The organism is Pseudomonas sp. NBRC 111138 (genome assembly GCF_001320835.1).
Lineage (GTDB): Bacteria > Pseudomonadota > Gammaproteobacteria > Pseudomonadales > Pseudomonadaceae > Aquipseudomonas > Aquipseudomonas paracarnis.
This window is the reverse complement of the sequence record NZ_BCBO01000044.1, coordinates 1-26,425: the sequence shown is the minus strand read 5'-3', so window position 1 is coordinate 26,425 and position 26,425 is coordinate 1. Positions and strand designations below refer to the sequence as shown.

The window sequence follows — 26,425 nt, the reverse complement described above, 5'->3', positions numbered from 1 at the left end:
CAGGAAACGGCCACGACCCCACGCATAATTCAGACAGAGGCCTGCAAAGGATAAAAGCTGAAGTACTGCAACAGCGCGTTGATCAGGTGCCGGTACTCTTCGGGCGCCTCAAGCACGCTGAACCCAGAGTCGTAATGCTGCGGGGTGACATCCTCGTGACTCCACAAGCAGGTTGCCGTGAGGTCAATTGCCTTGAACTCGCCTTGCGCCACCGGCACTTTCAAGCGTAGCTCGAAATCTACCTCGGTCATCATGGGTAACGAGCTGATCAGCATTAGACCGTTTTCAGACACATTTCCAAGATAGCCGATTGGCTTGTCAGTAATACGATTGAACACCTGCAGAAAATACGGCAGTTGATGCCGCTCGATCCTTCGTTCAGTAAACATGGTGAAGTCGCCATCCAATAGCCAAAAATCTGGCCGTGCCAGTGATTCGGAACAAGCAATCGCTCGCTCTCCCTGGATCTCGGTGTGACAACAGCTACCGCTTGTCACCAAACAGCTGCCGAATCCGGGCATTGCATCCGTTCGAATGGGTACTGCACAAACAGACATTCAAAGAATAGCGCAAGACTGGCGACAGGCCAGCCATGAAGCGACAAATACCCTTACAACGACGCAGGCCTTGGTTTTGCCAGGCCTGCAGCCGGCAGATGCCCCAGTTGCTGCAAGGTATCGAGCCGCGCACGGGCTCGATAGGCGTACTCGCTCGACGGGTAGTGGCCGATGATGAATTGATAGGTCTGTGCGGCATCGACAAACAGTTTCTGGCGTTCCAGGCACTGCCCGCGCAACATCGAAACCTCCGGTTGCACGTAGCGGCGGGTACGGCTCTCGCGATCGACCTGGGACAACTCCAGGGTGACACGCTGGCAATCACCGACCCCATAGGCACGGTAAGCGTTGTTCAAATGGTGGTCCATCGACCAGCGGGTACAGCCGACAACACTGACGGCCAGGGCAGCAACGAGCAAAATTCGCATGGGGTTCTCCTGTCTTGTGCAGTGTATCGACCCCTGGTCGAAAATCTTCAAGGCGTTTGCCCATTCAACCGCAGCCAAAACAAGCCAATCGTCGATAAGTAGTGCAAACGAACAATGACTACAACGAAAGAGCATAGTAGCCTTCCCCAGCGCTTGAACTCAGGAGTCCGTGCATGTCCGTCCGTCGTACCAAAATCGTCGCCACCCTTGGCCCGGCCAGTAACTCGCCGGAAGTCCTCGAACAGCTGATTCTGGCTGGTTTGGACGTCGCCCGTCTGAACTTCTCCCACGGCACCCCGGACGAGCACAAGGCTCGCGCCAAGCTGGTGCGTGACCTCGCCGCCAAGCATGGCCGCTTCGTTGCACTCTTGGGCGACCTGCAAGGCCCGAAAATCCGTATCGCCAAATTCACCAACAAGCGGATCGAGCTGAAGATCGGTGACAAGTTCACCTTCTCCACCAGCCACCCGCTGACCGAAGGCACCCAGGACGTGGTGGGCATCGACTACCCGGACCTGGTCAAGGACTGCGGCGTCGGTGACGAACTGCTGCTGGACGACGGCCGTGTGGTGATGCGCGTTGACACTGCCACGCCGACCGAACTGAACTGCACCGTGATCATCGGCGGCCCGCTGTCCGACCACAAAGGCATTAACCGTCGCGGTGGTGGCCTGACGGCGCCGGCCCTGACTGAAAAAGACAAGGCCGACATCAAGCTCGCCGCCGAAATGGAAGTGGACTACCTCGCCGTGTCCTTCCCGCGCGACGCCGCCGACATGGAATACGCCCGTAAGCTGCGCGACGAAGCCGGCGGTACCGCCTGGCTGGTAGCGAAGATCGAACGTGCTGAAGCCGTGGCCGATGATGAAACCCTCGACGGCCTGATCAAGGCCTCCGATGCCGTGATGGTTGCCCGTGGCGACCTGGGCGTTGAAATCGGTGACGCCGAGCTGATCGGTATCCAGAAGAAGATCATCCTGCACGCACGCCGTCACAACAAAGCGGTGATCGTTGCGACCCAGATGATGGAGTCGATGATCCAGAACCCGATGCCGACGCGTGCCGAAGTGTCCGACGTGGCCAACGCCGTACTCGACTACACCGACGCCGTGATGCTCTCGGCTGAAAGTGCCGCCGGCCCTTACCCGCTGGAGGCCGTACAGGCCATGGCGCGTATCTGCGTCGGTGCCGAAAAGCACCCGACCAGCAAGACCTCCAGCCATCGCATCGGCAAAGTCTTCGAAAGCTGCGACCAGAGCATCGCCCTGGCTGCCATGTACACCGCCAACCACTTCCCGGGTGTCAAGGCCATCATCGCCTTGACCGAAAGTGGCTACACGCCGTTGATCATGTCGCGCATCCGCTCCTCGGTGCCTATCTACGCGTTCACCCCACACCGCGAAGCCCAGGCCCGCGCGGCCATGTTCCGTGGCGTGTACACCATCCCGTTCGACCCGGCGTCGCTGGCACCGAACGAAGTCAGCCAGAAGGCGATCGACGAGCTGGTCAAACGCGGCGTCGTGGAGAAAGGCGACTGGGTCATCCTGACCAAGGGCGACAGCTACCACACCACCGGTGGCACCAATGGCATGAAGATCCTGCATGTGGGCGACCCGCAGGTCTGAGTGACAGGCTGAAAAACAAAAGCCCCGCCCTGTGAATGGCGGGGCTTTTTGCATTTCAGTGCAGGCAGGCCAGCTCCCACAATAGTTAGACAACTCGGTCTACTGTGGGAGCTGGCTTGCCTGCGATGGCGTCATCAGCACCCGGCGATAAACTCAGATACCGACTTGAGCAGACTTTTCATAAAGTGAAAGGGCGGGATAGAAACACATCCGCCAGCAATTGATTACGCGGCAGTCCCGCCAGGAACAAGCGCTTGGAAAAGGCCTCGACGCTGGCAGGGTGCCCGCAAAGCAAGGCCAGGGTATGCCGGGAAACCAGCCGCAGTTGCGCCAATGCCGGCTGCAACTGCGCCGCGGTCCATAGCTCCACGGTCAGGTTCCCATGCCGGGCGGCAAGGGCTGCCAGGGGTTCAGCCAGATAATGACCTTCGGCCTCATGGGCCAGGTGAATCACGCGAATGTCGCCCTGGTGATCCTGGCGCAGCGCCTCGCGCAACACCCCCCACAAGGGCCCCAGGCCAGTACCGGAAGCCAGCAGCCACAACGGCCGCGATTGCCAGTCAGGGTCATAGTGCAGTGCTCCACCCCGCAGTTCACCCAGGCGCAAAGGATCACCGACCTTCAACTGTCGCGCCGCATCGCTGAATGCACCGGGTTGGCGACACTCGATATGAAACTCCAGGTACGGCTCTTCCTGGGGCAAGCCCGCCAGAGAATAGGGGCGCGCCACCTGCCCCGCCCACAGCACCAGATGCTGCCCGGCGTTGTACCGCAGGGCACGTTCCGGTTGCAGGCGCAGGCGCAGTACCGTCGAACTCAGCCAATCGGCGCCCACCACCTGGGCGGGCAGGCCATCGCGCTGAGGGTCAAACGCTTCGACCTTCAGGTCCGCACTGACCCGGCACTGGCACGCCAGGCGCCAACCTTGCTGGCGCTGCGTCGGGCTCAAGGCTTCGGGCTGCTGGTCGTCAACCTCACCCTCGCAACGCACCAGGCACGCATGGCAACTGCCGGCCCTGCAACTGAAGGGCACGGCCACGCCGGCCTGATTCAAGGCATCCAGCAGGTTGCTGCCGAGGGATACAGACCAGTGGCGTTCGCCGACGTACAGTTCAGGCATATAAAGACTCAATCATAAGGAGCGCGCACAGGGAATCATGCCTGCGACAGTTTGACCATAGTCGGGTGTATCGGCCACCGTGCCGGGTTATACTGCCGCGCCTTTTTAGCGTCGCGCCTGCACCATTCTGGCGTGCCTTGGAAAGATGGCTTCAGCCGACCGATGCAACACTGGCGCCATCTTTATTGAATGTTCCCTTATAGAGGAGCGCGACTCATGACCGTGATCAAGCAAGACGACCTGATTCAGAGCGTTGCCGACGCCCTGCAATTCATTTCCTATTACCACCCCGTTGACTTCATCCAGGCCATGCACGAAGCCTACCTGCGCGAAGAATCGCCGGCAGCCCGTGACTCCATCGCCCAGATCCTGATCAACTCGCGCATGTGCGCCACCGGCCATCGCCCAATCTGCCAGGACACCGGTATCGTCACCGTGTTCGTGCGCGTGGGTATGGACGTGCGTTGGGACGGCGCCACCATGGGCCTGGACGACATGATCAACGAAGGCGTGCGTCGCGCCTACAACCTGCCAGAAAACGTCCTGCGCGCCTCGATCCTCGCCGACCCGGCAGGCGCCCGCAAGAACACCAAGGACAACACCCCCGCGGTCATCCACTACTCCATCGTCCCGGGCAACACCGTGGAAGTGGACGTGGCGGCCAAGGGTGGCGGCTCCGAGAACAAGTCGAAGATGGCCATGCTCAACCCGTCCGACTCAATCGTCGACTGGGTGCTCAAGACTGTCCCGACCATGGGCGCCGGCTGGTGCCCACCGGGCATGCTCGGCATCGGCATCGGCGGTACCGCCGAGAAAGCCGCGGTAATGGCCAAGGAAGTGTTGATGGAGTCCATCGACATCCACGAGCTGAAAAAGCGCGGCCCGCAGAACCGTATCGAAGAAATGCGCCTGGAGCTGTTCGAGAAGGTCAACCAACTGGGCATCGGCGCCCAGGGCCTGGGTGGCCTGACCACCGTGCTCGACGTGAAGATCATGGACTACCCGACGCACGCAGCCTCACTGCCGGTGTGCATGATCCCCAACTGCGCCGCCACCCGTCACGCGCACTTCGTGCTGGACGGCTCGGGCCCGGCGTCGCTGGAAGCGCCACCATTGGACGCCTACCCGGAAATCGTCTGGGAAGCCGGCCCATCGGCCCGTCGCGTCAACCTCGACACCCTGACCCCGGAAGAAGTGCAGAGCTGGAAGCCGGGCGAAACCGTACTGCTCAACGGCAAGATGCTTACCGGTCGCGACGCGGCGCACAAGCGCATGGTCGAGATGCTGAACAAGGGCGAAACCTTGCCGGTGGACCTCAAGGGCCGCTTTATCTACTACGTCGGCCCGGTTGATCCGGTGCGCGAAGAAGTGGTTGGCCCGGCGGGCCCGACCACCGCGACGCGGATGGACAAGTTCACCCGTCAGATCCTCGAGCAAACCGGCCTGTTGGGCATGATCGGCAAGTCCGAGCGCGGCCCGACCGCCATCGAAGCGATCAAGGACCACAAGGCCGTGTACCTGATGGCCGTGGGCGGCGCCGCTTACCTGGTGGCCCAGGCCATCAAGAAGTCGCGCGTGGTTGCCTTCGCCGAACTGGGTATGGAAGCCATCTACGAGTTCGACGTGAAAGACATGCCGGTCACCGTTGCAGTGGACAGCAAAGGTGAGTCCGTCCACATCACCGGTCCTGCCATCTGGCAGAAAAAGATCAGTGACAGCCTGGCGGTAGAAGTGCAGTAAGCACCTCATCCAAAAGAATAAAGGCGACTGCGGCCCCACGGCCCAGTCGCCTTTTTTATGCCTGAAGCAAGGGAACTGCTCTTGCTCTTGCTCTTGCTCTTGCCCTGCTTTTGATCTTGATCCCAGGCGCCCCGTTAAACCACGCTGGCCGAACGCAGGCTTGAATTCGTGGGTAACCCGGCAGGACGCCGGGTTAGCCGCCCCGCGCCATGGATGGCGCGTGGCGGCGGCCCAAGGATTCAAGCCTGCGTTCGGGCACACCGAGCCTAGGCGAGGTGCCGAGTGGTGGGGCAAGAGCCCTTTGGTTACTTTGGGGCTTTTCCAAAGTGACCCGCCGTCAGGGCGGAACCCTAAGTGGCCGTTACCGCAGCAATGGATATGCACACAATCCAACTGTGTCGCCTGCCAGGCCCCCTTCGCGAGCAAGCCCGCACATTGGGATCGTGGGGCGTCAGGTAGATAGCCGTCGGCTGGCAGGCCGTCATCGCAGGCAAGCCAGCTCCCCCACAAGCTCCTTGGTCACAAGATATGAGCTGCCCATGCTATGGTGCTCGCCCCTTACCGTGCCTGTTCATCATCGTATGATCGTGATCCCTCGCCCCCTGCGCCTGACCTTCTATTCTCTGTTGATCATCGCCGGTGCGGTGCTGGCTGCCGCCTTGGCCACGCGCCATGCCGAACGCCAGGCCCTGGTGGACGACGCCGCCCGTGCCAATCAGCAGCTCGCGCTGTATGCCAACTCGCTGCACACCCTGATCGAACGCTACCGTGCCCTGCCCGCCGTACTGGCGCTGGATTCGGAGATGATCAGCGCCTTGAAGGGCCCGCTGGACGCCGCCACGCAAGACCGGCTCAACCGCAAGCTGGAGCGCATCAACGGCGCTGCGCAGTCTTCGACCCTGGAACTGATGGACCGCACCGGCCTGGCCGTGGCCGCCAGCAACTGGAACCTGCCCAGCAGTTATGTCGGCCACAATTACGCGTTCAGGCCGTATTTCAGCCAGACCTTGAGCCAGGGCACCGGGCGCTTTTATGCAGTGGGCGTGACCACGGGTATTCCGGGTTATTTTCTTTCCAGCGCGGTCGTGGATGAGCACGAGCAGTTCCTCGGTGCCATGGTGGTCAAGCTGGAGTTCCCGGAACTGGAGCGCGAATGGGCCCAGGGCAATGACCTGCTGTTGGTCAGCGATGCGCGGGGCATCGTGTTTATCGCCAACCAGCCGGGCTGGCGTTATCGCAACCTGCGGCCGTTGTCCGAAAATGACCTGGCTGAACTCAAGGCCACCCGCCAATACGACAAGAAGCAACTGCAGCCGCTGGACACCCAGCCCCTGCAACGCTTTGACGAAAACAGCCACTTGATCCGCGTCAACGGCCCCGACGGCAACGCCAATTACATCTGGGAGTCGCTGCCGCTCAAGCGCGAAGGCTGGACCCTGCACCTGTTGCGCAAACCCCAGTTTGCCTTTGAAGACCAACGTAACGCGGGCCTTGCCGCTGCGGGTTCGTGGCTGGCATTGGTGTTCCTGGGGCTGTTCCTCAGCCAGCGTTGGCGCCTGGCCCGCTTGCGCCAGCGCAGCCGTGAAGAACTGGAGCAATTGGTCGAAGAACGCACCCAGGCGCTGCGCACCGCCCAGGATGGCCTGGTGCAGTCGGCCAAGCTGGCGGCATTGGGGCAGATGTCGGCCGCCCTCGCCCATGAAATCAACCAGCCGCTGACCGCCCAGCGCATGCAACTGGCGACGCTGCGGCTGCTGCTCGACCATGGTCGCGTGGACGATGCCTACAAGGCTCTCACGCCATTGGATGACATGCTCACGCGCATGGCCGCGCTCACCGGCCACCTCAAGACATTCGCGCGCAAGAGCCCCAGCGGCCTGCGCGAAAAGCTGGACCTGGCGACGGTGGTCGACCAATCCTTGCACCTGCTGGACGCGCGCCTGCGTGACGAAGCCATCGGTGTGGTGCTGGACCTCACCCGCCCGGCCTGGGTACGTGGCGACGCGATCCGCCTGGAACAGGTGCTGATCAACCTGTTGCGCAACGCCCTCGACGCCATGGCCGACAAACCGCGCAAGCGCCTGGAAATCCGCCTGCACGCCGATCAGCAGCTGTGGCAGTTGAGCGTCTGCGACAGCGGCGGCGGGATTGCCGAAGAACATTTGAGCAGCGTGTTCGACCCGTTTTTCACCACCAAACCAGTGGGCGACGGGCTCGGTTTGGGACTCGCGGTGTCCTACGCTATCGTGCATGAACTGGGCGGACGCCTGGGTGCCGCTAACCGTGGCGATGGCGCGACTTTCACCTTGACCCTGCCTATCGCCCTGGAGACGCCAGACCTATGTTGAACGCGGTGATTGTGGTCGATGACGAAGCCAGTATTCGCACGGCCGTCGAGCAATGGCTGAGCCTGTCGGGGTTTGACGTGCAGTTGTTCAGCCGCGCCGAAGAGTGCCTGGCGCAACTGCCCAAGGACTTTGCCGGGGTGATTCTGAGCGACGTGCGCATGCCGGGGCTCAGCGGCCTTGAACTGTTGGCCGAGGTGCAGCGCCGCGATGCCGATTTGCCGGTGATTTTGCTCACCGGCCATGGCGACGTGCCAATGGCCGTCGAAGCCATGCGCGACGGCGCCTACGACTTCCTGGAAAAACCCTTCAGCCCCGACGCCTTGCTCAACAGCCTGCGCCGGGCGTTGGACAAGCGTGGCCTGATCCTGGAAAACCGCCGCCTGCATCAACAGGCCGATCATCGCGCGCAGTTGGAGTCCAGCCTGCTGGGTGTGTCCAAGGGCCTTCAAAGCTTGCGCCGCCAAGTGCTGGACCTGGCGAGTTTGCCGGTCAATGTGCTGATTCGCGGTGAGACCGGCAGCGGCAAGGAGTTGGTCGCCCGCTGCCTGCACGACTTCGGCCCACGCGCCAAGAAGCCGTTTGTGGCCCTCAATTGCGCGGCAATCCCCGAGCAGTTGTTCGAAGCCGAACTGTTCGGACATGAAAGCGGCGCCTTCACCGGCGCCCACGGCAAACGCATCGGCAAACTGGAATATGCCCACGGCGGCACCTTGTTCCTGGATGAAATCGAAAGCATGCCCCTGGCCCAGCAAGTGAAATTGCTGCGCGTATTGCAAGAGCAGAAGCTGGAGCGGCTGGGCTCCAACCAGAGTATCCAAGTGGACCTGCGCATCATCGCTGCCACCAAGCCCGACCTGCTGGAAGAAGCCCGTGCCGGGCGCTTTCGCGAAGACCTGGCCTATCGGCTCAACGTCGCGCAACTGCGCCTGCCGCCATTGCGTGAACGTCGCGAAGATATTCCCCTGCTGTACGAGCATTTTGCGCAAAGCGCCGCCGAGCGTCTGGGCCGCCAGGTCGAGCCCTTGAGTGGGCCACAGTTGGGGCGCCTGCTCAGCCATGACTGGCCGGGCAATGTGCGCGAACTGGCCAACGTCGCTGAGCGCCAGGTGTTGGGGCTAGACGAGCCGGAACCGCAAGGGGTCGAAGCCGGGCAGTCGTTAGCGGCGCAGCAGGAGGCGTTCGAGGCACACTGCCTGAAGGCCGCGTTGACGCGTCACAAGGGCGATATCAAGGCGGTGCTGGCCGAGTTGCAACTGCCGCGCCGTACCTTCAATGAGAAGATGCAGCGGCATGGGTTGGTAAGGGAGATGTTTGTGTAGCGATCTTTGGATCGCCATCGCGGGCAAGCCCGCTCCCACACTGATCGTTCCCACGCTCCGCGTGGGAACGCAGCCTAGGCCGCTCTGCGTCGCTTTTTAAAGGCGCGACGCGGAGCGTCACAACAGGCGTTACCACGCAGAGCGTGGGAACGATTACTGCAGCCATAAGCGGATTTCCGCTCACCACCCCAAAACCATCAGCGAATTTCCGCTCAATAAAATCCCGCAACCCTTCTATTGCGGGCCTTCCTCTACCTGGCACAGCTCCTGCTATAGCCCCAACAGGCTGCGCACGCGCCGCTCCATAAAAACAACTAGATGAAGGATCCTTCAATGGATAACTCCAACACCGTGCCTCTGGGATCGACGGCCGTCAAAGCGCAGGAGCGCACCACCTCCAGCCGCATCAAGTCGATCTTCAGCGGATCGGTCGGCAACATGGTCGAATGGTACGACTGGTACGTCTACGCCGCCTTCTCGCTGTACTTCGCCAAAGCCTTCTTCCCCAAAGGCGACACCACTGCCCAACTGCTCAACACCGCCGCGATCTTCGCCGTGGGCTTCCTGATGCGCCCGATCGGTGGCTGGCTGATGGGCCTCTACGCCGACAAAGTCGGGCGTAAAAAAGCCTTGATGGCCTCGGTGTACCTGATGTGCTTCGGCTCGCTGCTGATTGCCCTGAGCCCAGGCTATGAAATCATTGGTATCGGTGCGCCGATCCTGCTGGTGTTTGCCCGCCTGCTGCAGGGCCTGTCGGTCGGCGGCGAATACGGCACCTCTGCCACTTACCTGAGTGAGATGGCCACCAAGGAACGTCGCGGGTTCTACTCAAGCTTCCAGTACGTGACCCTGATCTCCGGCCAGCTCATCGCGCTGGCGGTGCTGATCGTGCTGCAACAGGTGCTGACTACCGAACAACTGTACGCCTGGGGCTGGCGTATCCCGTTCGCCATCGGTGCCTTGTGTGCAGTGGTCGCGCTGTACCTGCGTCGCGGCATGGAAGAAACCGAGTCGTTCACCAAGAAAGAAAAAGCCAAGGAAAGCGCAATGCGCACCTTGATGCGCCATCCCAAGGAACTGATGACCGTGGTCGGCCTGACCATGGGCGGCACCCTGGCGTTCTACACCTACACCACCTACATGCAGAAATACCTGGTGAACACGGTCGGCATGAGCATCTCCGACTCCACCACCATCTCGGCGGCGACGCTGTTCCTGTTCATGTGCCTGCAACCGATCATCGGCGGGTTGTCGGATAAAATCGGCCGCCGCCCGATCCTGATCGCCTTCGGCGTGCTTGGCACCCTGTTCACCGTGCCGATCCTTACTACCCTGCACACCATCCAGAGCTGGTGGGGCGCGTTCTTCCTGATCATGGCGGCGCTGATCATCGTCAGCGGCTACACCTCTATCAACGCCGTGGTGAAGGCCGAGCTGTTCCCGACCGAAATCCGCGCACTGGGCGTGGGCCTGCCGTATGCCCTGACCGTGTCGATCTTCGGCGGTACCGCTGAATACATCGCGCTGTGGTTCAAGAGCATCGGTATGGAAACTGGCTACTACTGGTACGTGACCGCGTGTATCGCCGTGTCGTTGATGGTGTACGTGACCATGAAAGACACGCGTAAACACTCACGCATCACCACCGACTAAAAAATGTGGGAGCGGGCTTGCTGTGGCGAGCAAGCTTGCTTGCGCTGGGGTGCGAAGCGCCCCCAAAAAGCTGGCTCCAGCTACGCTGTCGAACGGGAGCAAGCTCCCTCGCCACAGCAAGCCCGCTCCCTCATTTAGCCTTAGGACAACTCTGCGGCCTCATTGCGCCCATAGCGCCGCTGCGCATACGACGCGCCAGCAATCATCACCACCAGCACCGCAGCCAATACCGCGGATGAACCGATGGTGCCGAAATCCAAGCCGCCTTTTTCATGGGGTTTGGTCAGGAAATCTCCCAAGGTCGCGCCAAACGGCCGTGTCAGTACAAACGCCACCCAGAACAACAATACCGACGAGATGCGGGTGAAGTACTTGAGTACCACCACCGCGGCGATGGTTGAGCCGATCAACAATGCGCCACCGGCGAAGCCCAGCCCCGAATCGTCCGCGAGGAAATCGCCCAATGCGGTGCCCAAGGTGTTGGAGAACAGGATCGCCATCCAGTAAAACAGCTCCCCTCGGAAGGTCTGCACCTTGTTCACGTTCAGCGAGTCACCACTGAGGTGCCACAATGCAAAGATGATCATCAGGATCACGACCAGGATCATCGACCCGGTGGCGTAGCCCAGCCCCAGCGTGCGGTCCATGAAGTCGGACATCGTGGTACCCGCAGTACTGGTAGACAAAATCACGATCCAGTACAGCACCGGGTTGTAGGTTTTCGACCAGAGTTGCGTCACCAGGGTCACCAGGAACACGCTAATGAGGATCATGGAGCTGATGGCGTAGCCAACGTTCAAGGTCATCGACAGCAAGTCCCCGGCGGTTTCGCCCAAGGTAGTTGCGCAGATTTTCATGACCCAGAACGCCAGGGTGATCTGAGGAAGTTTGTTCATGCAGTAGATAGCTCCAAGGCTCAGTCTTATAGGGGGTATTGACCTTGGGCGCAGACTGAAGGGGAAACTGTGAAAAATAGGTGGCAGATGTATGAAAAATCCATGGGCACGATGGAAATTCACCGCCATGAATTGCACTATGACCGCCTCCCAAACCGCGTAGCAGGAACCCCGGCCATGCCTGACGACATCCACTTTTACGAACCCGCCAACGGCCACGGCCTGCCCCATGACCCGTTTAATGCCATCGTCGGCCCACGCCCGATTGGCTGGATCTCCTCGCACGATCGCGAAGGCCGCCTGAACCTGGCGCCCTACAGCTTCTTCAATGCGTTCAACTACATTCCGCCGATCATTGGGTTTTCCAGTGTCGGGCGTAAAGACAGCCTGAACAATATCGAACAGACCGGCGAATTCGTCTGGAACCTGGCCACCCGACCACTGGCCGAGCAGATGAACCAGAGCTGCGCGGCCGTATCGCCCGAGGTGAATGAATTCGAACTCTCCGGCTTGACGCCGGTGGCTTCGAAAATCGTCGGCGTACCACGGGTGGGCGAGAGCCCGGTGTCGTTCGAGTGCAAGGTGACGCAGATCATCCAACTGCAACGTGCCGACCAGCAATTGGTGCCGAGCTGGCTGGTGCTGGGCGAGGTCGTGGCGGTGCACATCGCCAAATGGTTGCTCAAGGATGGGATCTACGACACTGCTGCCGCCGAGCCGATTTTGCGCGGGGGTGGCCCGGCGGACTATTTCCAGCTGGGGCCTGAGGCCCTGTTCAAAATGCACAGACCAGGCGCCATTAAACCCTGACTGAAATGCAATCAAAACTGTGGGAGCTGGCTTGCCTGCGATAGCGGTGGGTCAGTTAACCCAAGAGTGACTGATACACCGCTATCGCAGGCAAACCAGCTACCACATTGGTTAGGTGTGCTGCCTCAGCGTTCAGCAGTCGCCCAGGTCAGTTGGCCTTCTGCATCCACATCGACCAGATGCTCGAGTTGCAACGTCGCCGCATCATCGGCATCGGACGCTGTCTTGAACGTCTGCCCATCAAGGATCTTGTGAAACCTGGGTGCGCCCATGCCATCCAGTGCCTTGACGGCGACGGCGGCGCTGTAGCCACCTTCGCCCGGTACTACGGCGGAAACGGCTTCGTGGTGGGCAAATTGTTTACGTGCCATGTTGCAGGTCCTGGCCAATGGAAAGTCGACCATTCTAACCGTTAACCGGCCAGTTGCAGGTACTCGCCGTAGGCCTGTGCCGCCGATGCGTCGGTGAAGGTCTGGAAGTCCATGCTGCGTACGACCATGTCGTTCAGAAGCTCAGTGAAGATCATCAGGGCCGGAGAGTTGAAGTAGGCGCTCATGGCCTGCTCGCTGCTCCAGAACCCGGACACCAGCCAGACATCGGGATCGACCTGGGAGTGCTGCAACGAGAATTGCAGGCAACCCTGGGCCTGGCGACCTGGTTCGATCAAACTGCTCAAGCGTGCACCGAGTTCAGTGCTGCACCCGCTACGGGCGCGGATAAAGGCCATATGGCTCGCGGGAATGGGGGTGGACATGTTCGACTCTCCCGTTGAGAAGTGATGCTCGGCAAGCACAATGAGGGCGTGTTGCCACAGGATCAAAGATAACGGCGCGGGGGTGGGCGCGGTTAGTCAATTCCTGCAGGCTTATTGCACAATCCTGCGAGAAGCGTAGGGAGGACGTTCGGCCCCAGGATTTATTCCAGGCCCAGGCCTAATGTTTCAGGCTGATGACAGGCTGCGCACTTGCCTGATTCAAGCTATCTCGCAGGATCAGGCAAGGATGCTGCAGAATCGACGTAACACTTTTTGAAAAGCTGCCGCTAAGCTGAGCCCATCAAAGCAGCGCGTAGAGGACGCCCCATGCCGTCGCCCGAATCCAAGTCCATTCCCCTCGATGCCGAGATGGAGAAACAACGCGCCGAGCTGGCCAGTATCGTGCACCGCCATACCTGGGAGGACGGCTCCTACGGCACGGCGATCACCTCGCTGTACCTGAACCGCCACAACGCGCCCCGGGATTTCATGCCGGTGCTGGTGGAACCCGCGCTGTGCATCCTAGCCAGTGGCAGTAAGGAGGTGCGCCTGGCCGACGAAATCTTTGCCTACGACCCGCTCAACTACCTGGTGTTCTCGGTGGCGATGCCGGTAGCCGGCCGCATTATTGACGCCACCGCCGAGGACCCGAACCTCTCGGTGCGTATCAATATCGACCCGGCGCAGCTCACAGCGCTGATCGCAGAGGCCGGGCCGATGGGCGTGCCCTCGCGCCCGACCTCACGAGGCATGTACGTCGACCGCATCGATCACGCACTGCTCGACGCGGTGCTGCGCCTGACCCGCTTGCTGGACACGCCTAAAGACATCGCGATGCTCGCGCCCTTGATCAACCGTGAAATTCTCTACCGCTTGCTGCGTGGCCCGCAGGGTTATCGCCTGTATGAAATCGCTGTGGCTAACAGCCAGAGCCATCGGGTGAGCCAGGCGATCACCTGGTTGAACGGTAACTACGAACAGCCGCTGCGTATCGACGACCTGGCCAAAGAAGTGAACCTGAGCGTCTCGACCCTGCACCATCGCTTCAAAGCGATCACGGCCATGAGCCCGCTGCAATACCAGAAGCAACTGCGCTTGCAGGAAGCCCGGCGGCTGATGATTGCCGAAGGGCTGGAGGCCTCGGCGGCGGGCTATCGGGTGGGGTATGAAAGCCCGTCCCAGTTCAGCCGGGAGTACAGCCGGTTGTTCGGTGCGCCGCCGCTGCGCGACCTGGCCCGGTTGCGCCAGAGCATCTGATGTACGCAGAGCAACATGTGGGAGCTGGCTTGCCTGCGATGGCGGTGTGTCAGTCACTAATGAGTCCACTGAACCACCGCTATCGCAGGCAAGCCAGCTCCCACATTTGATCTCAGGTGTTTGTTAGTCCAAGGTTCTTGGTAGTTGCAGGGTAACGCGCAGGCCGCCTTCACGCAGGTTCTGCAAACTCACTTCGCCCCCATGGCTGTGGGCAATATTGCGCGCAATCCCCAACCCCAATCCGTAACCCTGCTGCTGGCCGGCCAGGCGGAAGTGCGGTTCAAACACCTGCTCCAGTCGCTGCTGCGGCACGCCGGGCCCCTCGTCATCCACATGCAGGATGAACTGCACGCCATCGTCCTCGATATGCAAATGCGCGTTCTGCCCGTACTTGAGCGCGTTGTCGATCAGGTTGCCGATGCAGCGCTTCAGCGCCAGCGGCTTGCCTGGGTAGGCTGACAGGGCCGCGCCATCAAGGGTCACTCGGCCATTGCCATGGGGTGCCAGGTACGGCTCCACCAGGCATTCGAGGACGTGGTTGAGGTCCACCGGCTGGATGTTTTCGTGGATGTCGGTGTCTTTCACGCATTGCAGCGCGCCCTTGACCAGCAATTCCAGCTCATCCAGGTCACGGCCGAATTTGTTTTGCAGGTTCTCGTCTTCCAGCAATTCCACACGCAGGCGCAGGCGGGTGATGGGCGTGCGCAGGTCATGGGAAATCGCGCTGAACAACTGGCTGCGCTCGGTCAGGTAACGGCTGATGCGTTCACGCATGGCATTGAATGCACGGCCCACTTCCACCACTTCACTGCCGCCGCCTTCAGCCACCGGCTCCACATCGGCGCCCAGGGACATGTCCCGCGCCGCTCGCGCCAGGCGCTTGAGCGGTCGGCTTTGCCAGTGCACCAGCAGGCCGATGAACAGCAGCAGAAAACCGCTGGTGAGCACGATGAACCACACCTGCTGGGACGGCAGGCCTTGCTCTTCCAGGCTGGTGTAGGGCTCGGGCAATAGCGAGGCGATGTACAGCCATTCACCGGGTGCCAGTTGGATCTGGGTGACCAGCACCGGCGGGTTCACCGGCTCCAGGGTCAACGCGTAATGGGCCCAGGAGCGTGGCAGTTCGTCGAGCTTCAGGCCGGCATTGAAGATGCGCAGGTCTTCGGCGCTGACGAACTCCACCGAGATATGCACGTCGGCACCCAGGGTCTGGCGCAGCACTTCATCCACTGCCACCAGCACCGCCTGCTTGCGCGGGGTTTCAGGCAGTATCTGCATGTCTAGCGGGCGATCGTTGAGGGTCACCACAAAACGCGTGCCGCCCATGCTGCGCAATTGGTCCAGCACTAACGGGCGATAGGCCACCGGCAGCGACCGGAAGTAACTCACGCTGGCGGTCATTGAGTGCGCCAGACTACGGGCGCTGGTCACCAGGCCCTCAAGCTGGGTGGCGCGCAGTTGCGACACCCAGATCACGCTGGACAGCGCTTGGGCAAACAGCACCGCCAGCAAGGTCAGCAGTAACATGCGCCCCAGCAGCGAGCGGGGTACCGGGAAGCGGCGACGGCGTTCGTTCAGCGGTTCAATGGGCATTGCCGGCAACCACGCTGGCTGCCAGTTGATAGCCGCTGCCACGCACGGTGCGGATCAGCCGCGGAGGTTTCTCGGTGTCGCGCAGGCGCTGGCGCAAGCGGCTGACGGCCATGTCGACGATACGGTCCAGGGGCATCAGGTCGCGGCCACGGGTGGCGTTGCCGATGGTGTCACGGTCGAGGATCTGTTGCGGGTGGTCGAGAAACAACTTGAGCAAGGCGAAGTCGGCACCGGAGAGGATCACCTCTTCACCATCCACATGAAACAAGCGGTGGCTGATCATATCCAGGCGCCATTCATCGAACACCCACACATCACCGCCGCTGCTGCGCTCCTGGCCGAATTGGCAGCGGCGCAGCAGTGCCTTGATACGCGCCTGCAACTCGCGGGGGCTGAACGGCTTGCCGATATAGTCATCGGCACCCAGCTCCAGGCCGATCACGCGGTCGGCTTCGTCGGAACTGGCGGTGAGCATGATGATCGGCACCTGCGCCTGGCGCGGGTGCTGGCGAATCCAGCGGCACAGGCTGAAGCCGTCTTCGTCTGGCAACATGACATCGAGGATAACCAGGTCGCACGGCGCCTCGTTCATTGCCTGGCGGAACCCCGCACCGTCGGACACGCCACGGACCTGGAAGCCGGCGCGACTGAGGTAGGTTTGCAGCAATTCGCGGATTTCCTGGTCGTCGTCGACGAGGAGAATGGATTTACTGATTACGCTCACGGGGGCCTCCTTGTTGTTATGGCCTGGCTTAAATCATCGGGTGCGCTTTAGGCCGTCATCGCAGGCAAGCCAGCTCCCACACTTGGAATGCATTCCAGACTGTGGGAGCTGGCTTGCCTGCGATGGCGCCATTATGACCTATGCAAAAGCTTGCTCAAGCGCCACACCCGCCCCAGTCAGCCCGGAATACGGCGCCGTCACCAACCACACTGGAATACCTTTGAAGTAGTCGCTCATGCAGCCTTTATCCGCGAAGCTTTTAGCGAAACCACTGGCGATAAAGAAGTCGGCAAACCTCGGTATCACCCCACCCACGATGTACACGCCACCGCGTCCACCGGTGGTCAAGACGTTATTGCCCGCCACCCGGCCCAGCCAGATGCTGAACTGGTCCAATACTTCCATCGCCACCGGATCGCCGGCCAGGCCCGCCGCCGTGATGGCTTCGGGGGTGTCGAGCACCGGCTCATGCCCATCCACCGCACAAATCGCCCGGTACAGCCGTGGCAGGCCACCACCGCTTAACGCGGTTTCGGCGCTGACATGCCCGATCTCGCTGTAGATGTGTTGCCACAGCTGGGTTTCCCGTGGGCTGCTCAGGGGCAGGTCGACATGCCCACCCTCCCCCGGCAATGCTGCCCAACGGCCTGCGCCGAGGTCCAGCAAGGTGCCGACACCAAGACCCGTACCCGGGCCGATCACCACGGCCGGGCGCAAGGGCTCCGGCGTGCCTTCGCAGACCACGCGGAATTCGTCGGGCTTGAGCCGGGTCATGCCCAGGGCCATGGCCGAGAAGTCGTTGACCAGCAACAGTTCATCCACCTGCAGGGCCTGGCAAAACGCGGTTTTGCTCAGGCGCCAGTGGTTGTTGGTGAACTTGAATTCATCGCCGCTCACCGGCCCGGCCACCGACAGGCACACCGCACCGATGTCCCCGATTTCCAGGCCTTCCTCTTTGAGATAGACCTTGATCGCCTCTTCAGGGCTGCCGTGATCCGCCGTGGCATGCACGCGGATCGAATGCAGTTCCTGATCCCGCCATAACGCAAAACGGGCGTTAGTCCCCCCGATGTCACCGACCAGCGCAAGCTTCACTTAAGCGTCTCCAAGGCAGAGGTAAAGGCGCTGGCGCCCTGCTCTGCGGAGCTTGCGGCCAAGCGCATGAATGCAAACAGCTCGCGGCCGGCCCCCACGTTATTGCCCAACAGGCCCGTGGCAGGCGTGCGCGCTGCAAATACTTCGGCGTCCACCTTAAGCTCCAGGGTGCCGGTAACGCCATCGACGCGGATGATATCGCCATCCTGGACCCGCGCCAGCGGCCCGCCGCTCTGGGCTTCGGGGTTGACGTGGATCGCGGCAGGGATCTTACCCGACGCGCCGGACATGCGCCCGTCTGTTACCAACGCCACTTTGAAACCACGGTCCTGCAACACGCCCAGGAACGGGGTCATCTTGTGCAGTTCCGGCATGCCGTTGGAGCGCGGCCCCTGGAAGCGCATCACCGCGACAAAGTCTTTTTCCAACAGGCCAGCCTTGAAGGCATCGGCCAAGTCCTGCTGGTCCTGGAACACCACCGCGGGCGCTTCGACAACCTGATGCTCCGGCGCTACCGCCGAAACCTTCATCACGCCACGGCCTAGGTTGCCTTCCATCACGCGCAAGCCGCCTTCCGGCGAGAACGCACGGGCCACCGGGCGCAGGATGGTTTCGTCGAGGCTTTCGATCGGGCCGTCGCGCCAGACCAGTTCGCCATCCACCAGGAAAGGTTCCTGGATATAGCGGCTCAGGCCCTTGCCGGCCACGGTGTTGACGTCTTCGTGAAGCAGGCCGGCTTCCAGCAGTTCGCGGATCAGGAACGACATACCGCCCGCCGCCTGGAAGTGGTTGATGTCAGCCTTGCCATTTGGATACACGTGGGACAGGGTCGGCACCACCTCGGAGAGGTCGGCCATGTCCTGCCAGGTCAGGATGATGCCTGCCGACATGGCAATGGCCGGCATGTGCAGGGTGTGGTTGGTGGAGCCGCCAGTGGCGTTGAGCGCAACGATGGAGTTGACGATGGACTTCTCGTCGACAATCTCGCCAATCGGCGTGAAATTGCCATTGGCCTTGGTCAAACGCGTGACCTGATGCGCAGCTTCACGGGTCAACGCATCCCGCAGGGGCGTGTACGGGTTGACGAACGAAGCGCCGGGCAAGTGCAGGCCCATGACTTCCATCAGCAACTGGTTGGTGTTGGCGGTGCCGTAGAAAGTGCAGGTGCCGGGGCTGTGGTAGGACTTCATCTCCGATTCCAGCAGTTCTTCGCGGCTGGCCTTGCCTTCGGCATAGCGCTGGCGCACATCGGCCTTCTGCTTGTTGGAGATACCCGAGGGCATCGGCCCGCCTGGCACGAAAATCATCGGCAGGTGGCCGTAGCGCAGCGCGCCCATCATCAGGCCAGGAACAATCTTGTCGCAGATGCCCAGCATCAGCGCGGCGTCGAACATGTTGTGGGACAGCGCTACCGCCGTGGACATGGCAATGACTTCGCGGCTGAGCAGGCTCAGCTCCATGCCCGGCTCGCCCTGGGTCACGCCGTCGCACATGGCGGGGGTGCCGCCAGCGAACTGGCCGACCGAGCCAACTTCGCGCAGCGCCTTTTTGATTTGTTCGGGGAAATGCTCGTAGGGCTGATGCGCCGAGAGCATGTCGTTATAAGAAGAAACAATTGCCACGTTGGCGGCATTCATCATGCGCAGGCTGTTTTTGTCTTCGGTGCCGCAACCGGCCACGCCGTGGGCGAAGTTGGCGCATTGCAGCTTGCCGCGCATCGGACCGTCGCTGGCTGCGCCGCGAATGAGCGCAAGGTAAGCCTCGCGGGTGGCGCGGCTGCGGGCGATAAGCCGTTCGGTGACCTCAAGAACGCGGGGATGCATGTATAGAACTCCAGGCTAACGGATGTGGCGACCTGAGTGTCTATGCTGATCAAACGCCCACGGCTCATGGGATGGCAGGGGGTCGTTTGGATCATCGGACCAGTTGATTCAGGTCACTCGTTGTAGATTGAACAAAATATTGCCACTAAAAAGGCTTGTTTTCTATTTTTATGCGAATAATCTTGTAATTCTTACAACAAATCGACGACAGGCACTTTCCGATGACTCTTCGAATCGCAATCAATGGTTTTGGCCGTATCGGCCGTAATGTCCTGCGCGCACTGTATACCCAAGGCTATCGCCAGGATCTGCAGATCGTCGCCATCAACGATTTGGGCGACAGTTCGATCAATGCCCACCTGCTCAAGTACGACACCGTACACGGCACTTTCGACGCAGAGGTTGCCCACGATCAGGAAAGCCTGACCGTCAATGGTGACCGGATTGCCGTGAGTGCCATTCGCAACCCCGCCGACCTGCCGTGGGCTGCGCACAAGATTGACGTGGTGTTCGAATGCACCGGCCTGTTCACCGACCGTGACAAGGCTGCCGCGCATATTAGCGCTGGCGCGCGCAAGGTGATCATCTCCGCCCCGGCCAAAGGCGCGGACGCGACTGTGGTCTACGGGGTAAACCATGACATTTTGCGTCAATCCCACCAGATCATCTCCAACGCATCGTGCACCACCAACTGCCTGGCGCCGGTCGCCCAGGTGCTGCATCGCGAGCTGGGCATCGAAAGCGGGCTGATGACCACTATTCACGCCTACACCAACGACCAGAACCTCACCGACGTGTACCACACCGACCCGTACCGCGCGCGTTCGGCCACCCAGAACATGATCCCGAGCAAGACCGGCGCCGCTGAAGCGGTGGGCCTGGTGCTGCCAGAACTGGCAGGCAAGCTGACCGGCATGGCGGTGCGTGTACCGGTGATCAACGTGTCGCTGGTGGACCTCACCGTGCAGTTGAAGAAAGAAGCCACGGCCGATGAAGTCAACGCCCTGCTCAAACACGCCAGCCAGCATTCGAAGATCCTCGGCTACAACACCCTGCCGCTGGTTTCCAGTGACTTCAACCATAACCCGCTGTCGTCGATCTTCGATGCCAATCACACCAAGGTCAGTGGCAAATTGCTCAAAGTATTGGCGTGGTATGACAACGAGTGGGGCTTCTCCAACCGCATGCTGGATAACTGCCTGGCGTTGTGCAACGCCGAGTAACTCCACAAGATCGACCAGATCGTTCCCACGCTCTGCGTGGGAATGCCACCCTGGACGCTCCGCGTCCTGCTCTTAAAGTTGTGACGCGGAGCGTCACAGGATGTGTTCCCACGCAGAGCATGGGAACGAGCGGCACAATCTCCAAGGCATCTCAAAGTGCCACTTGCCATTTCAGTTGATGATAAGCATTATCATTAACTGCAAATCGGTCTGGTATCACTGTGAGCCAATCTCGCTTCAACCACGTCTTCCTCACCCAACGGGTGATCCTGCTACGAACTCTGCAACGCATGGTGCATAACCACAGCACCGCCGAGGACCTGTTGCAGGAAACCTACCTGCGCGTGACTCGGGCCCTCAGCGAGCGGCCAATCGACCACCTTGAACCCTTTGTCTACCAGACGGCGCGCAACCTGGCGCTGGATCACTTGCGTTCGCGCAGGATTCAGGCGCGTACCCTGCAGGAGGATGTCCCGCTGGATGTCCTGCAAAGCGTCGCCGCGCCGGCCAGCACGCCTGAGGAAGCTACCCAGGCCGAGCAGCTACTGGAGCACCTGAGTGTCAGCCTCGGCCAGTTGAGCGCCCGCCAGCAGCGGATTTTCATCCTCAGCCGTCTGCACGGTTGCAGCTATCAGGAAATTGCCGATCAGTTGGGTGTGTCCTTGAGCACGGTGCAAAAGGAACTCAAATTGATCATGGCTATCTGTGTGGGTGTGGCCGAACGGCTGGATCAGCCTTAAGCTTCACCCGACAGAGGTGTCGATCCAAGCTGTAGGAAAAATGAATAGAACGTGGCGAAGACCCGAGGAACACCGTGACGGACCCGAATAAACTGCGCCCCCATGCGTTGGCTCATGAGGTGTTGCAAGACGCGGCCATGGACCAAGCCCTCGATTGGCTGATCGCCTTGCAGTGCCCGCAACCTGGGCAGCAGGCCGCGTTCGACGCCTGGCTGGCCCAGGACCCGGCGAATGTCCACGCCTTCAGCAAGGCCCAGGCCGCCTGGGGTGACGCGCCGGTACACAGCGCCGCCGTGGCCCTCGCCGCACCGCGCAAGCCCAGCGGCTGGCGCCGGATCAGACCGCACTGGAAACCCCTGGCCACCGCCGCCGTGTTACTGGTCGGCCTGTTCAGTTTCAGCAACCTGCCGGTGCGTTTGCAGGCCGACCATCTGACGGTGGTCGGCGAGCGCCAGCGCCTGCAACTGGACGATGGCTCCAAGGTACTGTTGAACACCAACTCGGCATTTTCCAGCACCATCAACCACCACCAGCGCATTGCCCGCCTGTACCAGGGCGAAGCGTTCTTTGAAATAGCGCCCACCCGTGGCCTGCCCCTGGAAATAGACGCCGGCCCGGTGCGCGCCAGCGTGCGTGACACCGCCTTTGCCGTGCGCTACCTCAATGGCGAAGCCCAGGTTCAAGTGCAGCGCGGCGATGTCGACCTGAGCAACACTTTCGACGATGCCCGCGTGCGCCTGAGCGCCGGTGAAAGCATCCGCATCGGCCCCAAGGGTTTCGGCCAACCGGCCAAGCTCGATCCCAGCAAGGACCTGGCCTGGGTGCAGGGCCGGCTAGTGTTCGAAAACTGCCCGATGAGCGAAGTGCTGGCTGAGCTGCGCCGCTATTACCCAGGCTGGATCGTCAACAACAACGAGCAGTTGGCCAGCGTCGCCGTCACCGGCAACTACCGCCTCGACCAGCCCCTGGACGTGGTGCGCTCCCTGGCCCACATCACCTCGGCCAAGCTGTCGGAGTACCCGGCGCTGGTGATCCTGAACTAAATGAGAATTATTTTTACTCGATGTTAACCGGCGATACGTCTCGTTATAGCCAATGCAACTGATTCCTATTTGGTTCGGTTCGCAACTATAAGATTCGTATCCCGGAGCGCTCTCGATGTCCTCTCGTTTCAACCGCCGGTCTGCTTCGCCCGTTTTGTCCTTGCTGACCGCCGCGATCCTGCTGGCTGGTGCGCCCGTCATGAGCGCCACCGCCGCGGAACCTGCCGCTCGCAGCCACGCCAATTACACGTTCAGCATCGAACAGCAGCCATTGGTGTCGGCACTCAACGCTTTCACCGCAGTGACCGGCTGGCAAGTAGGCCTGCCGGCCGAACTGGGCCAGGGCGTATCGTCCCCTGGCGTGCGCGGCCCGCTGCCAGCGGAAAAAGCCCTGGACCGGCTGTTGGTGGGGACCAACCTGAGCTATCGCAAACTGGGCACCAACAACATCGTGCTGGAAAAACGTAGCGCCGGCAGCGCCCTCGCCCTGCAACAGGTGACCATCAGCGCCACTCGCAATGAACAGGATGTGAACAGCGTACCGAGCACCGTCAGCGTGCACGACCGCGCAGAACTGGACCGCCAGAACGTCAACAACATCCGTGAACTGGTGCGCTACGAACCCGGCGTCTCCGTCGGCGGCGCCGGTACGCGCTCGGGTAACGCGGGCTACAACATTCGTGGCATCGACGGCGACCGCGTCCTCACCCAGGTGGATGGCGTCGAAGTGCCGGACAATTTCTTCAACGGCCCTTACGCCAAGACCCGCCGCAATTACGTCGACCCGGAAATCGTCAAGCGCGTGGAGATCTTGCGCGGCCCGGCCTCGGCCCTGTACGGCAGCAGCGCCATCGGCGGCGCGGTGAGTTATTTCACCCTCGACCCGGATGACATCATCAAGCCAGGCCAGGACGTCGGTGCCCGCCTGAAGACCGGCTACAGCTCCGCCGACGAGAGCTGGCTGACCTCCGGCACCTTCGCCGGGCGTGTGCAAGACTTCGACGGTTTGCTGCACCTGAGCCAGCGCAATGGCCACGAAACCGAATCCTACGATGGCAACAACGCCACTGGCCTGGCCCGTACCGGCGCCAACCCGGAAGATGCGCGCACCACCAACGTGCTGGCCAAGCTGGGCTGGAACTATGGCGATGACAACCGCCTGGGCCTGACCTACGAGAAGTTCAAGGATGACCGCGACGTCAATCTGAAAAACGCAGTGGGCGGCCCGTTCATCGGTGGCCGGGGCATGAACCTGTACCGCGACCGTCGGGGTAACGACACCATTACCCGCGAGCGCTTCGGACTGGAAAACACCTTTGCCCTGGAGTCGCCGATTGCCGACCGCATCAAGACCAGCCTCAACTACCAGATCGCCAAGACCGACCAGACCACCGCCGAAATCTACCAGGCGGGCCGTCGCGTCCTGCGTACCCGCGACACCCTTTACGAAGAGAAACAGTGGGTCTTCGACGCGCAACTGGACAAAGCATTCAGCCTCGGTGAAACCGAGCACCAGGTGACCTACGGCACCACCCTCAAGCAGCAGAAAGTCACCGGTTCACGCGAAGGCTCGGCCTCGTGCCTGGCCATTGGCGCCGGCTGCACCGCCATCGGCGCGCCGAGCCCGCAAGCGAGCGACAGCGTGAAGAAGGCCAGCGACTTCCCCGACCCAACCATCAACACCTACTCGCTGTTCGCCCAGGACCAGATCACCTGGGACAAATGGACTTTCCTGCCTGCCGTGCGTTATGACTACACCCGGCTCAAGCCCAAGCTGACCCAGGAATTCCTCAACACCGTCAACCCGACCGGCGCCTATACCGTCGATGGCAAAGACAAGACCTGGAACCGCGTAACACCCAAGTTCGGCCTCACCTATGCCCTGACCGACAACTACACCTGGTTCGGTCAATACGCCGAGGGCTTCCGTACGCCGTCTGCCAAAGCGCTGTACGGTCGCTTCGAAAACCTCAACCTGGGCTACACCGTCGAACCCAACCCCGACCTCAAGCCAGAAACCAGCAAAGGCATCGAAACCGGGATTCGCGGCAAATTCGACGAAGGCTCCTTCGATATTGCGGTGTACTACAACAAGTACCGTGACTTTATCGACGAAGACAACGCCGTGGTCGGCGGCACCGTGGAGCAATTCAAGGCGGTCAACATCAAGCGCGCCACCGTCAAGGGCGTGGAAGCCAAGGGCCGCCTGAACCTGGATACCTTCGGCGCGCCGAAGGCGCCTGTATACCCAAGGCTCGGTTGCCTACACCTACGGTCGCAACGACGACAATGGCGAGCCGTTGAACAGCGTCAACCCGCTCAAGGGCGTGTTTGGCCTGGGCTACGACCAGGACAACTACGGTGGCCTGGTGAGCTGGACCTTGGTGAAAAAACAGGACCGCGTCGACAGCACCACCTTCCACGCGCCCGACGGCGGCACCGACGGCCCGTTCAAGACCCCGGGCTTCGGCATCCTCGACCTGACCGCTTATTACAAGGTGAGCAAAGACGTGACCGTCAACGGTGGCCTCTACAACCTCACCGACAAGAAGTACTGGAACTGGGATGACGTGCGCAGCTACGACAGCGTCGGCGAAGCCGGTGTGACCGGCCCGGCCAACCTCGACCGCCTGACCCAGCCCGGTCGCAACTTTGCGATCAACGTGATCTGGGACATCTGACCCTTCCGCCTCACCTCGCCGCCATTGCATCCGCGGCGAGGTGAGGATTTTTTACTGTGCCGCGTCTTCTTGTTCGTCTAGTTGATAACAGCTCTCTTCAGGGCGCCCAGGCGCTTCTCTTCTCAAGGATTTTTTTCATGACCACTTCTTCCACCGCAGAACGTCCAAGCCTGCGCTCCCAACGCCTGAACCAGATCACCAACGAGCCGCACACCAAGCTCGACGCATTGGTGAAGGCTCACGCGCCGTTCGAAACCCAAGCCAACTTCGCCCGCTTCGTAGTGGCCCAGTACCTGTTCCAATCGGAACTGGTGGCCTTGTACAACGATGCCGAACTGAACCAGATCATCCCTGACCTGGCCGCCCGCTGCCGCGCCGAAGCCGCCAAGCTCGACCTGGAAGACCTGGACACCGAAATCCCCGCCCCGGTTGCCGGCGCGGTGAACAACCCCAGCAAAGCCGAAGCTTTGGGCTGGCTGTTCGTCTCCGAAGGCTCCAAGCTGGGCGCTGCGTTCCTGATCAAGCGCGCCGTGGGCCTGGGCCTGAGCGAGACCTTCGGTGCCCGCCACCTGGGCGAGCCGGCCGGTGGTCGCGCCGAGGGCTGGAAAAGCTTCACCCGCACCCTCGACGGCCTGGCATTCAGTGCCGAAGAAGAAGCTGCCGTGGAAAAAGGCGCGATTGATGCGTTTGTGCGCTTCACCGTGTTGCTGGAACAGGCGTACGCTAGCGCCCCAGAACTGGCGTAAGTGTTCTGGTAGACAGCGGTTCAATGTGGGAGCTGGCTTGCCTGCGATGGCGGTGGGTCAGCGCCAGATGTTTAACCTGATACACCGCAATCACAGGCAAGCCAGCTCCCACACTTGGGTGCATTTCATGGCTGATAATGTGTAAACCTTCCCACCAGAAAACTGCAGCATGACCGGCAAACCCCAATCCTCCTCCAAAATCGCCCAAGTCCTCTTTGGCCTGCTGGCCTACGTCAGCCTGGGGATCGGC

At 61.2% G+C, this 26,425-nt stretch carries 21 protein-coding genes and 2 pseudogenes; 13 read left to right on the top strand and 10 right to left on the bottom strand.

Annotated elements, in window-relative coordinates:
• Positions 1 to 29 precede the first annotated feature (29 nt).
• Together APH41_RS08300 and APH41_RS08295 are read right to left on the bottom strand one after the other, a co-directional pair.
• The gene (locus APH41_RS08300) at positions 30 to 389 is read right to left on the bottom strand and encodes a PilZ domain-containing protein (protein WP_019821226.1); all 360 of its coding nucleotides are present in this window, start codon (positions 387 to 389) and stop codon (positions 30 to 32) included.
• 221 nt (positions 390 to 610) lie between these two features.
• Positions 611 to 985 carry a tol-pal system YbgF family protein gene (locus APH41_RS08295; protein WP_003193903.1) on the bottom strand — a complete coding sequence of 125 codons (375 nt, stop codon included), beginning with the start codon at positions 983 to 985 and terminating at the stop codon, positions 611 to 613.
• Between the two features lie 173 nt (positions 986 to 1,158).
• Between APH41_RS08295 and pyk the strand changes: the two genes are divergently transcribed.
• Complete coding sequence (gene pyk, locus APH41_RS08290) at positions 1,159 to 2,610, top strand: pyruvate kinase (protein ID WP_003193904.1); 1,452 nt, start codon at positions 1,159 to 1,161, stop codon at positions 2,608 to 2,610.
• 178 nt (positions 2,611 to 2,788) lie between these two features.
• On the opposite strand, the gene APH41_RS08285 is transcribed toward pyk, so the two are convergent.
• Positions 2,789 to 3,730, bottom strand: coding sequence for an iron-sulfur-binding ferredoxin reductase (locus APH41_RS08285; protein ID WP_054918389.1), 942 nt, complete (start codon positions 3,728 to 3,730; stop codon positions 2,789 to 2,791).
• Between the two features lie 216 nt (positions 3,731 to 3,946).
• Here APH41_RS08285 and APH41_RS08280 point away from each other — a divergent pair, with 216 nt between their 5' ends.
• The 4 genes from APH41_RS08280 (at position 3,947) to APH41_RS08265 (ending at position 10,790) form a co-directional block, all read left to right on the top strand.
• On the top strand, positions 3,947 to 5,470 hold the full coding sequence (locus APH41_RS08280; RefSeq protein ID WP_003193907.1) for a fumarate hydratase: 1,524 nt from the start codon (positions 3,947 to 3,949) through the stop codon (positions 5,468 to 5,470).
• Between the two features lie 581 nt (positions 5,471 to 6,051).
• A complete protein-coding gene (locus APH41_RS08275; RefSeq protein WP_054918384.1) occupies positions 6,052 to 7,818 on the top strand; it encodes an ATP-binding protein in 1,767 nt (588 codons plus the stop codon).
• On the top strand, positions 7,812 to 9,137 hold the full coding sequence (locus APH41_RS08270; RefSeq protein ID WP_020301344.1) for a sigma-54 dependent transcriptional regulator: 1,326 nt from the start codon (positions 7,812 to 7,814) through the stop codon (positions 9,135 to 9,137). The genes APH41_RS08275 and APH41_RS08270 overlap by 7 nt, the downstream gene beginning before the upstream one ends.
• Positions 9,138 to 9,470: 333 nt before the next feature.
• Positions 9,471 to 10,790: an MFS transporter gene (locus APH41_RS08265; RefSeq protein WP_034128609.1), complete on the top strand. Its 1,320-nt coding sequence runs from the start codon at positions 9,471 to 9,473 to the stop codon at positions 10,788 to 10,790.
• Between the two features lie 140 nt (positions 10,791 to 10,930).
• Here the strand turns inward: APH41_RS08265 and APH41_RS08260 are convergent, their stop codons facing one another.
• Positions 10,931 to 11,686, bottom strand: a complete 756-nt coding sequence (locus APH41_RS08260; RefSeq protein ID WP_054918379.1) for a hypothetical protein — start codon at positions 11,684 to 11,686, stop codon at positions 10,931 to 10,933.
• Positions 11,687 to 11,863: 177 nt separating this feature from the next.
• Between APH41_RS08260 and APH41_RS08255 the strand changes: the two genes are divergently transcribed.
• Positions 11,864 to 12,496 (top strand): flavin reductase family protein, encoded by a 633-nt coding sequence (locus APH41_RS08255; protein WP_054918436.1) that lies wholly within the window; start codon positions 11,864 to 11,866, stop codon positions 12,494 to 12,496.
• Positions 12,497 to 12,621: 125 nt separating this feature from the next.
• Here APH41_RS08255 and APH41_RS08250 read toward each other — a convergent pair whose 3' ends face one another.
• The gene (locus APH41_RS08250; protein ID WP_019817340.1) at positions 12,622 to 12,867 is read right to left on the bottom strand and encodes a hypothetical protein; all 246 of its coding nucleotides are present in this window, start codon (positions 12,865 to 12,867) and stop codon (positions 12,622 to 12,624) included.
• A 41-nt stretch (positions 12,868 to 12,908) separates the two neighbouring features.
• On the bottom strand, positions 12,909 to 13,250 hold the full coding sequence (locus APH41_RS08245) for an antibiotic biosynthesis monooxygenase family protein (protein WP_003193915.1): 342 nt from the start codon (positions 13,248 to 13,250) through the stop codon (positions 12,909 to 12,911).
• A gap of 327 nt (positions 13,251 to 13,577) precedes the next feature.
• Here APH41_RS08245 and APH41_RS08240 point away from each other — a divergent pair, with 327 nt between their 5' ends.
• Entirely contained in the window at positions 13,578 to 14,507 is a 930-nt protein-coding gene (locus APH41_RS08240) for an AraC family transcriptional regulator (protein WP_034128611.1), read from the top strand.
• A gap of 123 nt (positions 14,508 to 14,630) precedes the next feature.
• Here the strand turns inward: APH41_RS08240 and APH41_RS08235 are convergent, their stop codons facing one another.
• From APH41_RS08235 to edd, 4 genes are all read right to left on the bottom strand, one after another.
• Positions 14,631 to 16,100, bottom strand: a complete 1,470-nt coding sequence (locus APH41_RS08235) for an ATP-binding protein (RefSeq protein WP_054918370.1) — start codon at positions 16,098 to 16,100, stop codon at positions 14,631 to 14,633.
• The gene (locus APH41_RS08230) at positions 16,090 to 16,824 is read right to left on the bottom strand and encodes a response regulator (RefSeq protein ID WP_003193918.1); all 735 of its coding nucleotides are present in this window, start codon (positions 16,822 to 16,824) and stop codon (positions 16,090 to 16,092) included. The genes APH41_RS08235 and APH41_RS08230 overlap by 11 nt, the downstream gene beginning before the upstream one ends.
• Before the next feature lie 138 nt (positions 16,825 to 16,962).
• The gene (locus tag APH41_RS08225; RefSeq protein WP_014719751.1) at positions 16,963 to 17,919 is read right to left on the bottom strand and encodes a glucokinase; all 957 of its coding nucleotides are present in this window, start codon (positions 17,917 to 17,919) and stop codon (positions 16,963 to 16,965) included.
• Positions 17,916 to 19,742 (bottom strand): phosphogluconate dehydratase, encoded by a 1,827-nt coding sequence (gene edd, locus APH41_RS08220; RefSeq protein ID WP_014719752.1) that lies wholly within the window; start codon positions 19,740 to 19,742, stop codon positions 17,916 to 17,918. Before edd ends, APH41_RS08225 begins: the two co-directional genes overlap by 4 nt.
• Before the next feature lie 221 nt (positions 19,743 to 19,963).
• On the opposite strand from edd, the gene gap reads away from it, so the two are divergent.
• From gap to APH41_RS28745, 6 genes and pseudogenes are all read left to right on the top strand, one after another.
• A complete protein-coding gene (gene gap, locus APH41_RS08215) occupies positions 19,964 to 20,965 on the top strand; it encodes a type I glyceraldehyde-3-phosphate dehydrogenase (RefSeq protein ID WP_003193921.1) in 1,002 nt (333 codons plus the stop codon).
• A gap of 221 nt (positions 20,966 to 21,186) precedes the next feature.
• Positions 21,187 to 21,705 (top strand): RNA polymerase sigma factor, encoded by a 519-nt coding sequence (locus tag APH41_RS08210; RefSeq protein ID WP_003193922.1) that lies wholly within the window; start codon positions 21,187 to 21,189, stop codon positions 21,703 to 21,705.
• A gap of 74 nt (positions 21,706 to 21,779) precedes the next feature.
• On the top strand, positions 21,780 to 22,748 hold the full coding sequence (locus tag APH41_RS08205) for a FecR domain-containing protein (protein WP_054918364.1): 969 nt from the start codon (positions 21,780 to 21,782) through the stop codon (positions 22,746 to 22,748).
• Positions 22,749 to 22,863: 115 nt separating this feature from the next.
• Positions 22,864 to 25,429, top strand: a pseudogene (locus tag APH41_RS08200) (TonB-dependent receptor).
• 137 nt (positions 25,430 to 25,566) lie between these two features.
• The gene (locus tag APH41_RS08195) at positions 25,567 to 26,175 is read left to right on the top strand and encodes a biliverdin-producing heme oxygenase (RefSeq protein WP_054918358.1); all 609 of its coding nucleotides are present in this window, start codon (positions 25,567 to 25,569) and stop codon (positions 26,173 to 26,175) included.
• 169 nt (positions 26,176 to 26,344) lie between these two features.
• A pseudogene (locus tag APH41_RS28745) lies at positions 26,345 to 26,425 on the top strand (DUF454 domain-containing protein); the annotation flags it as partial.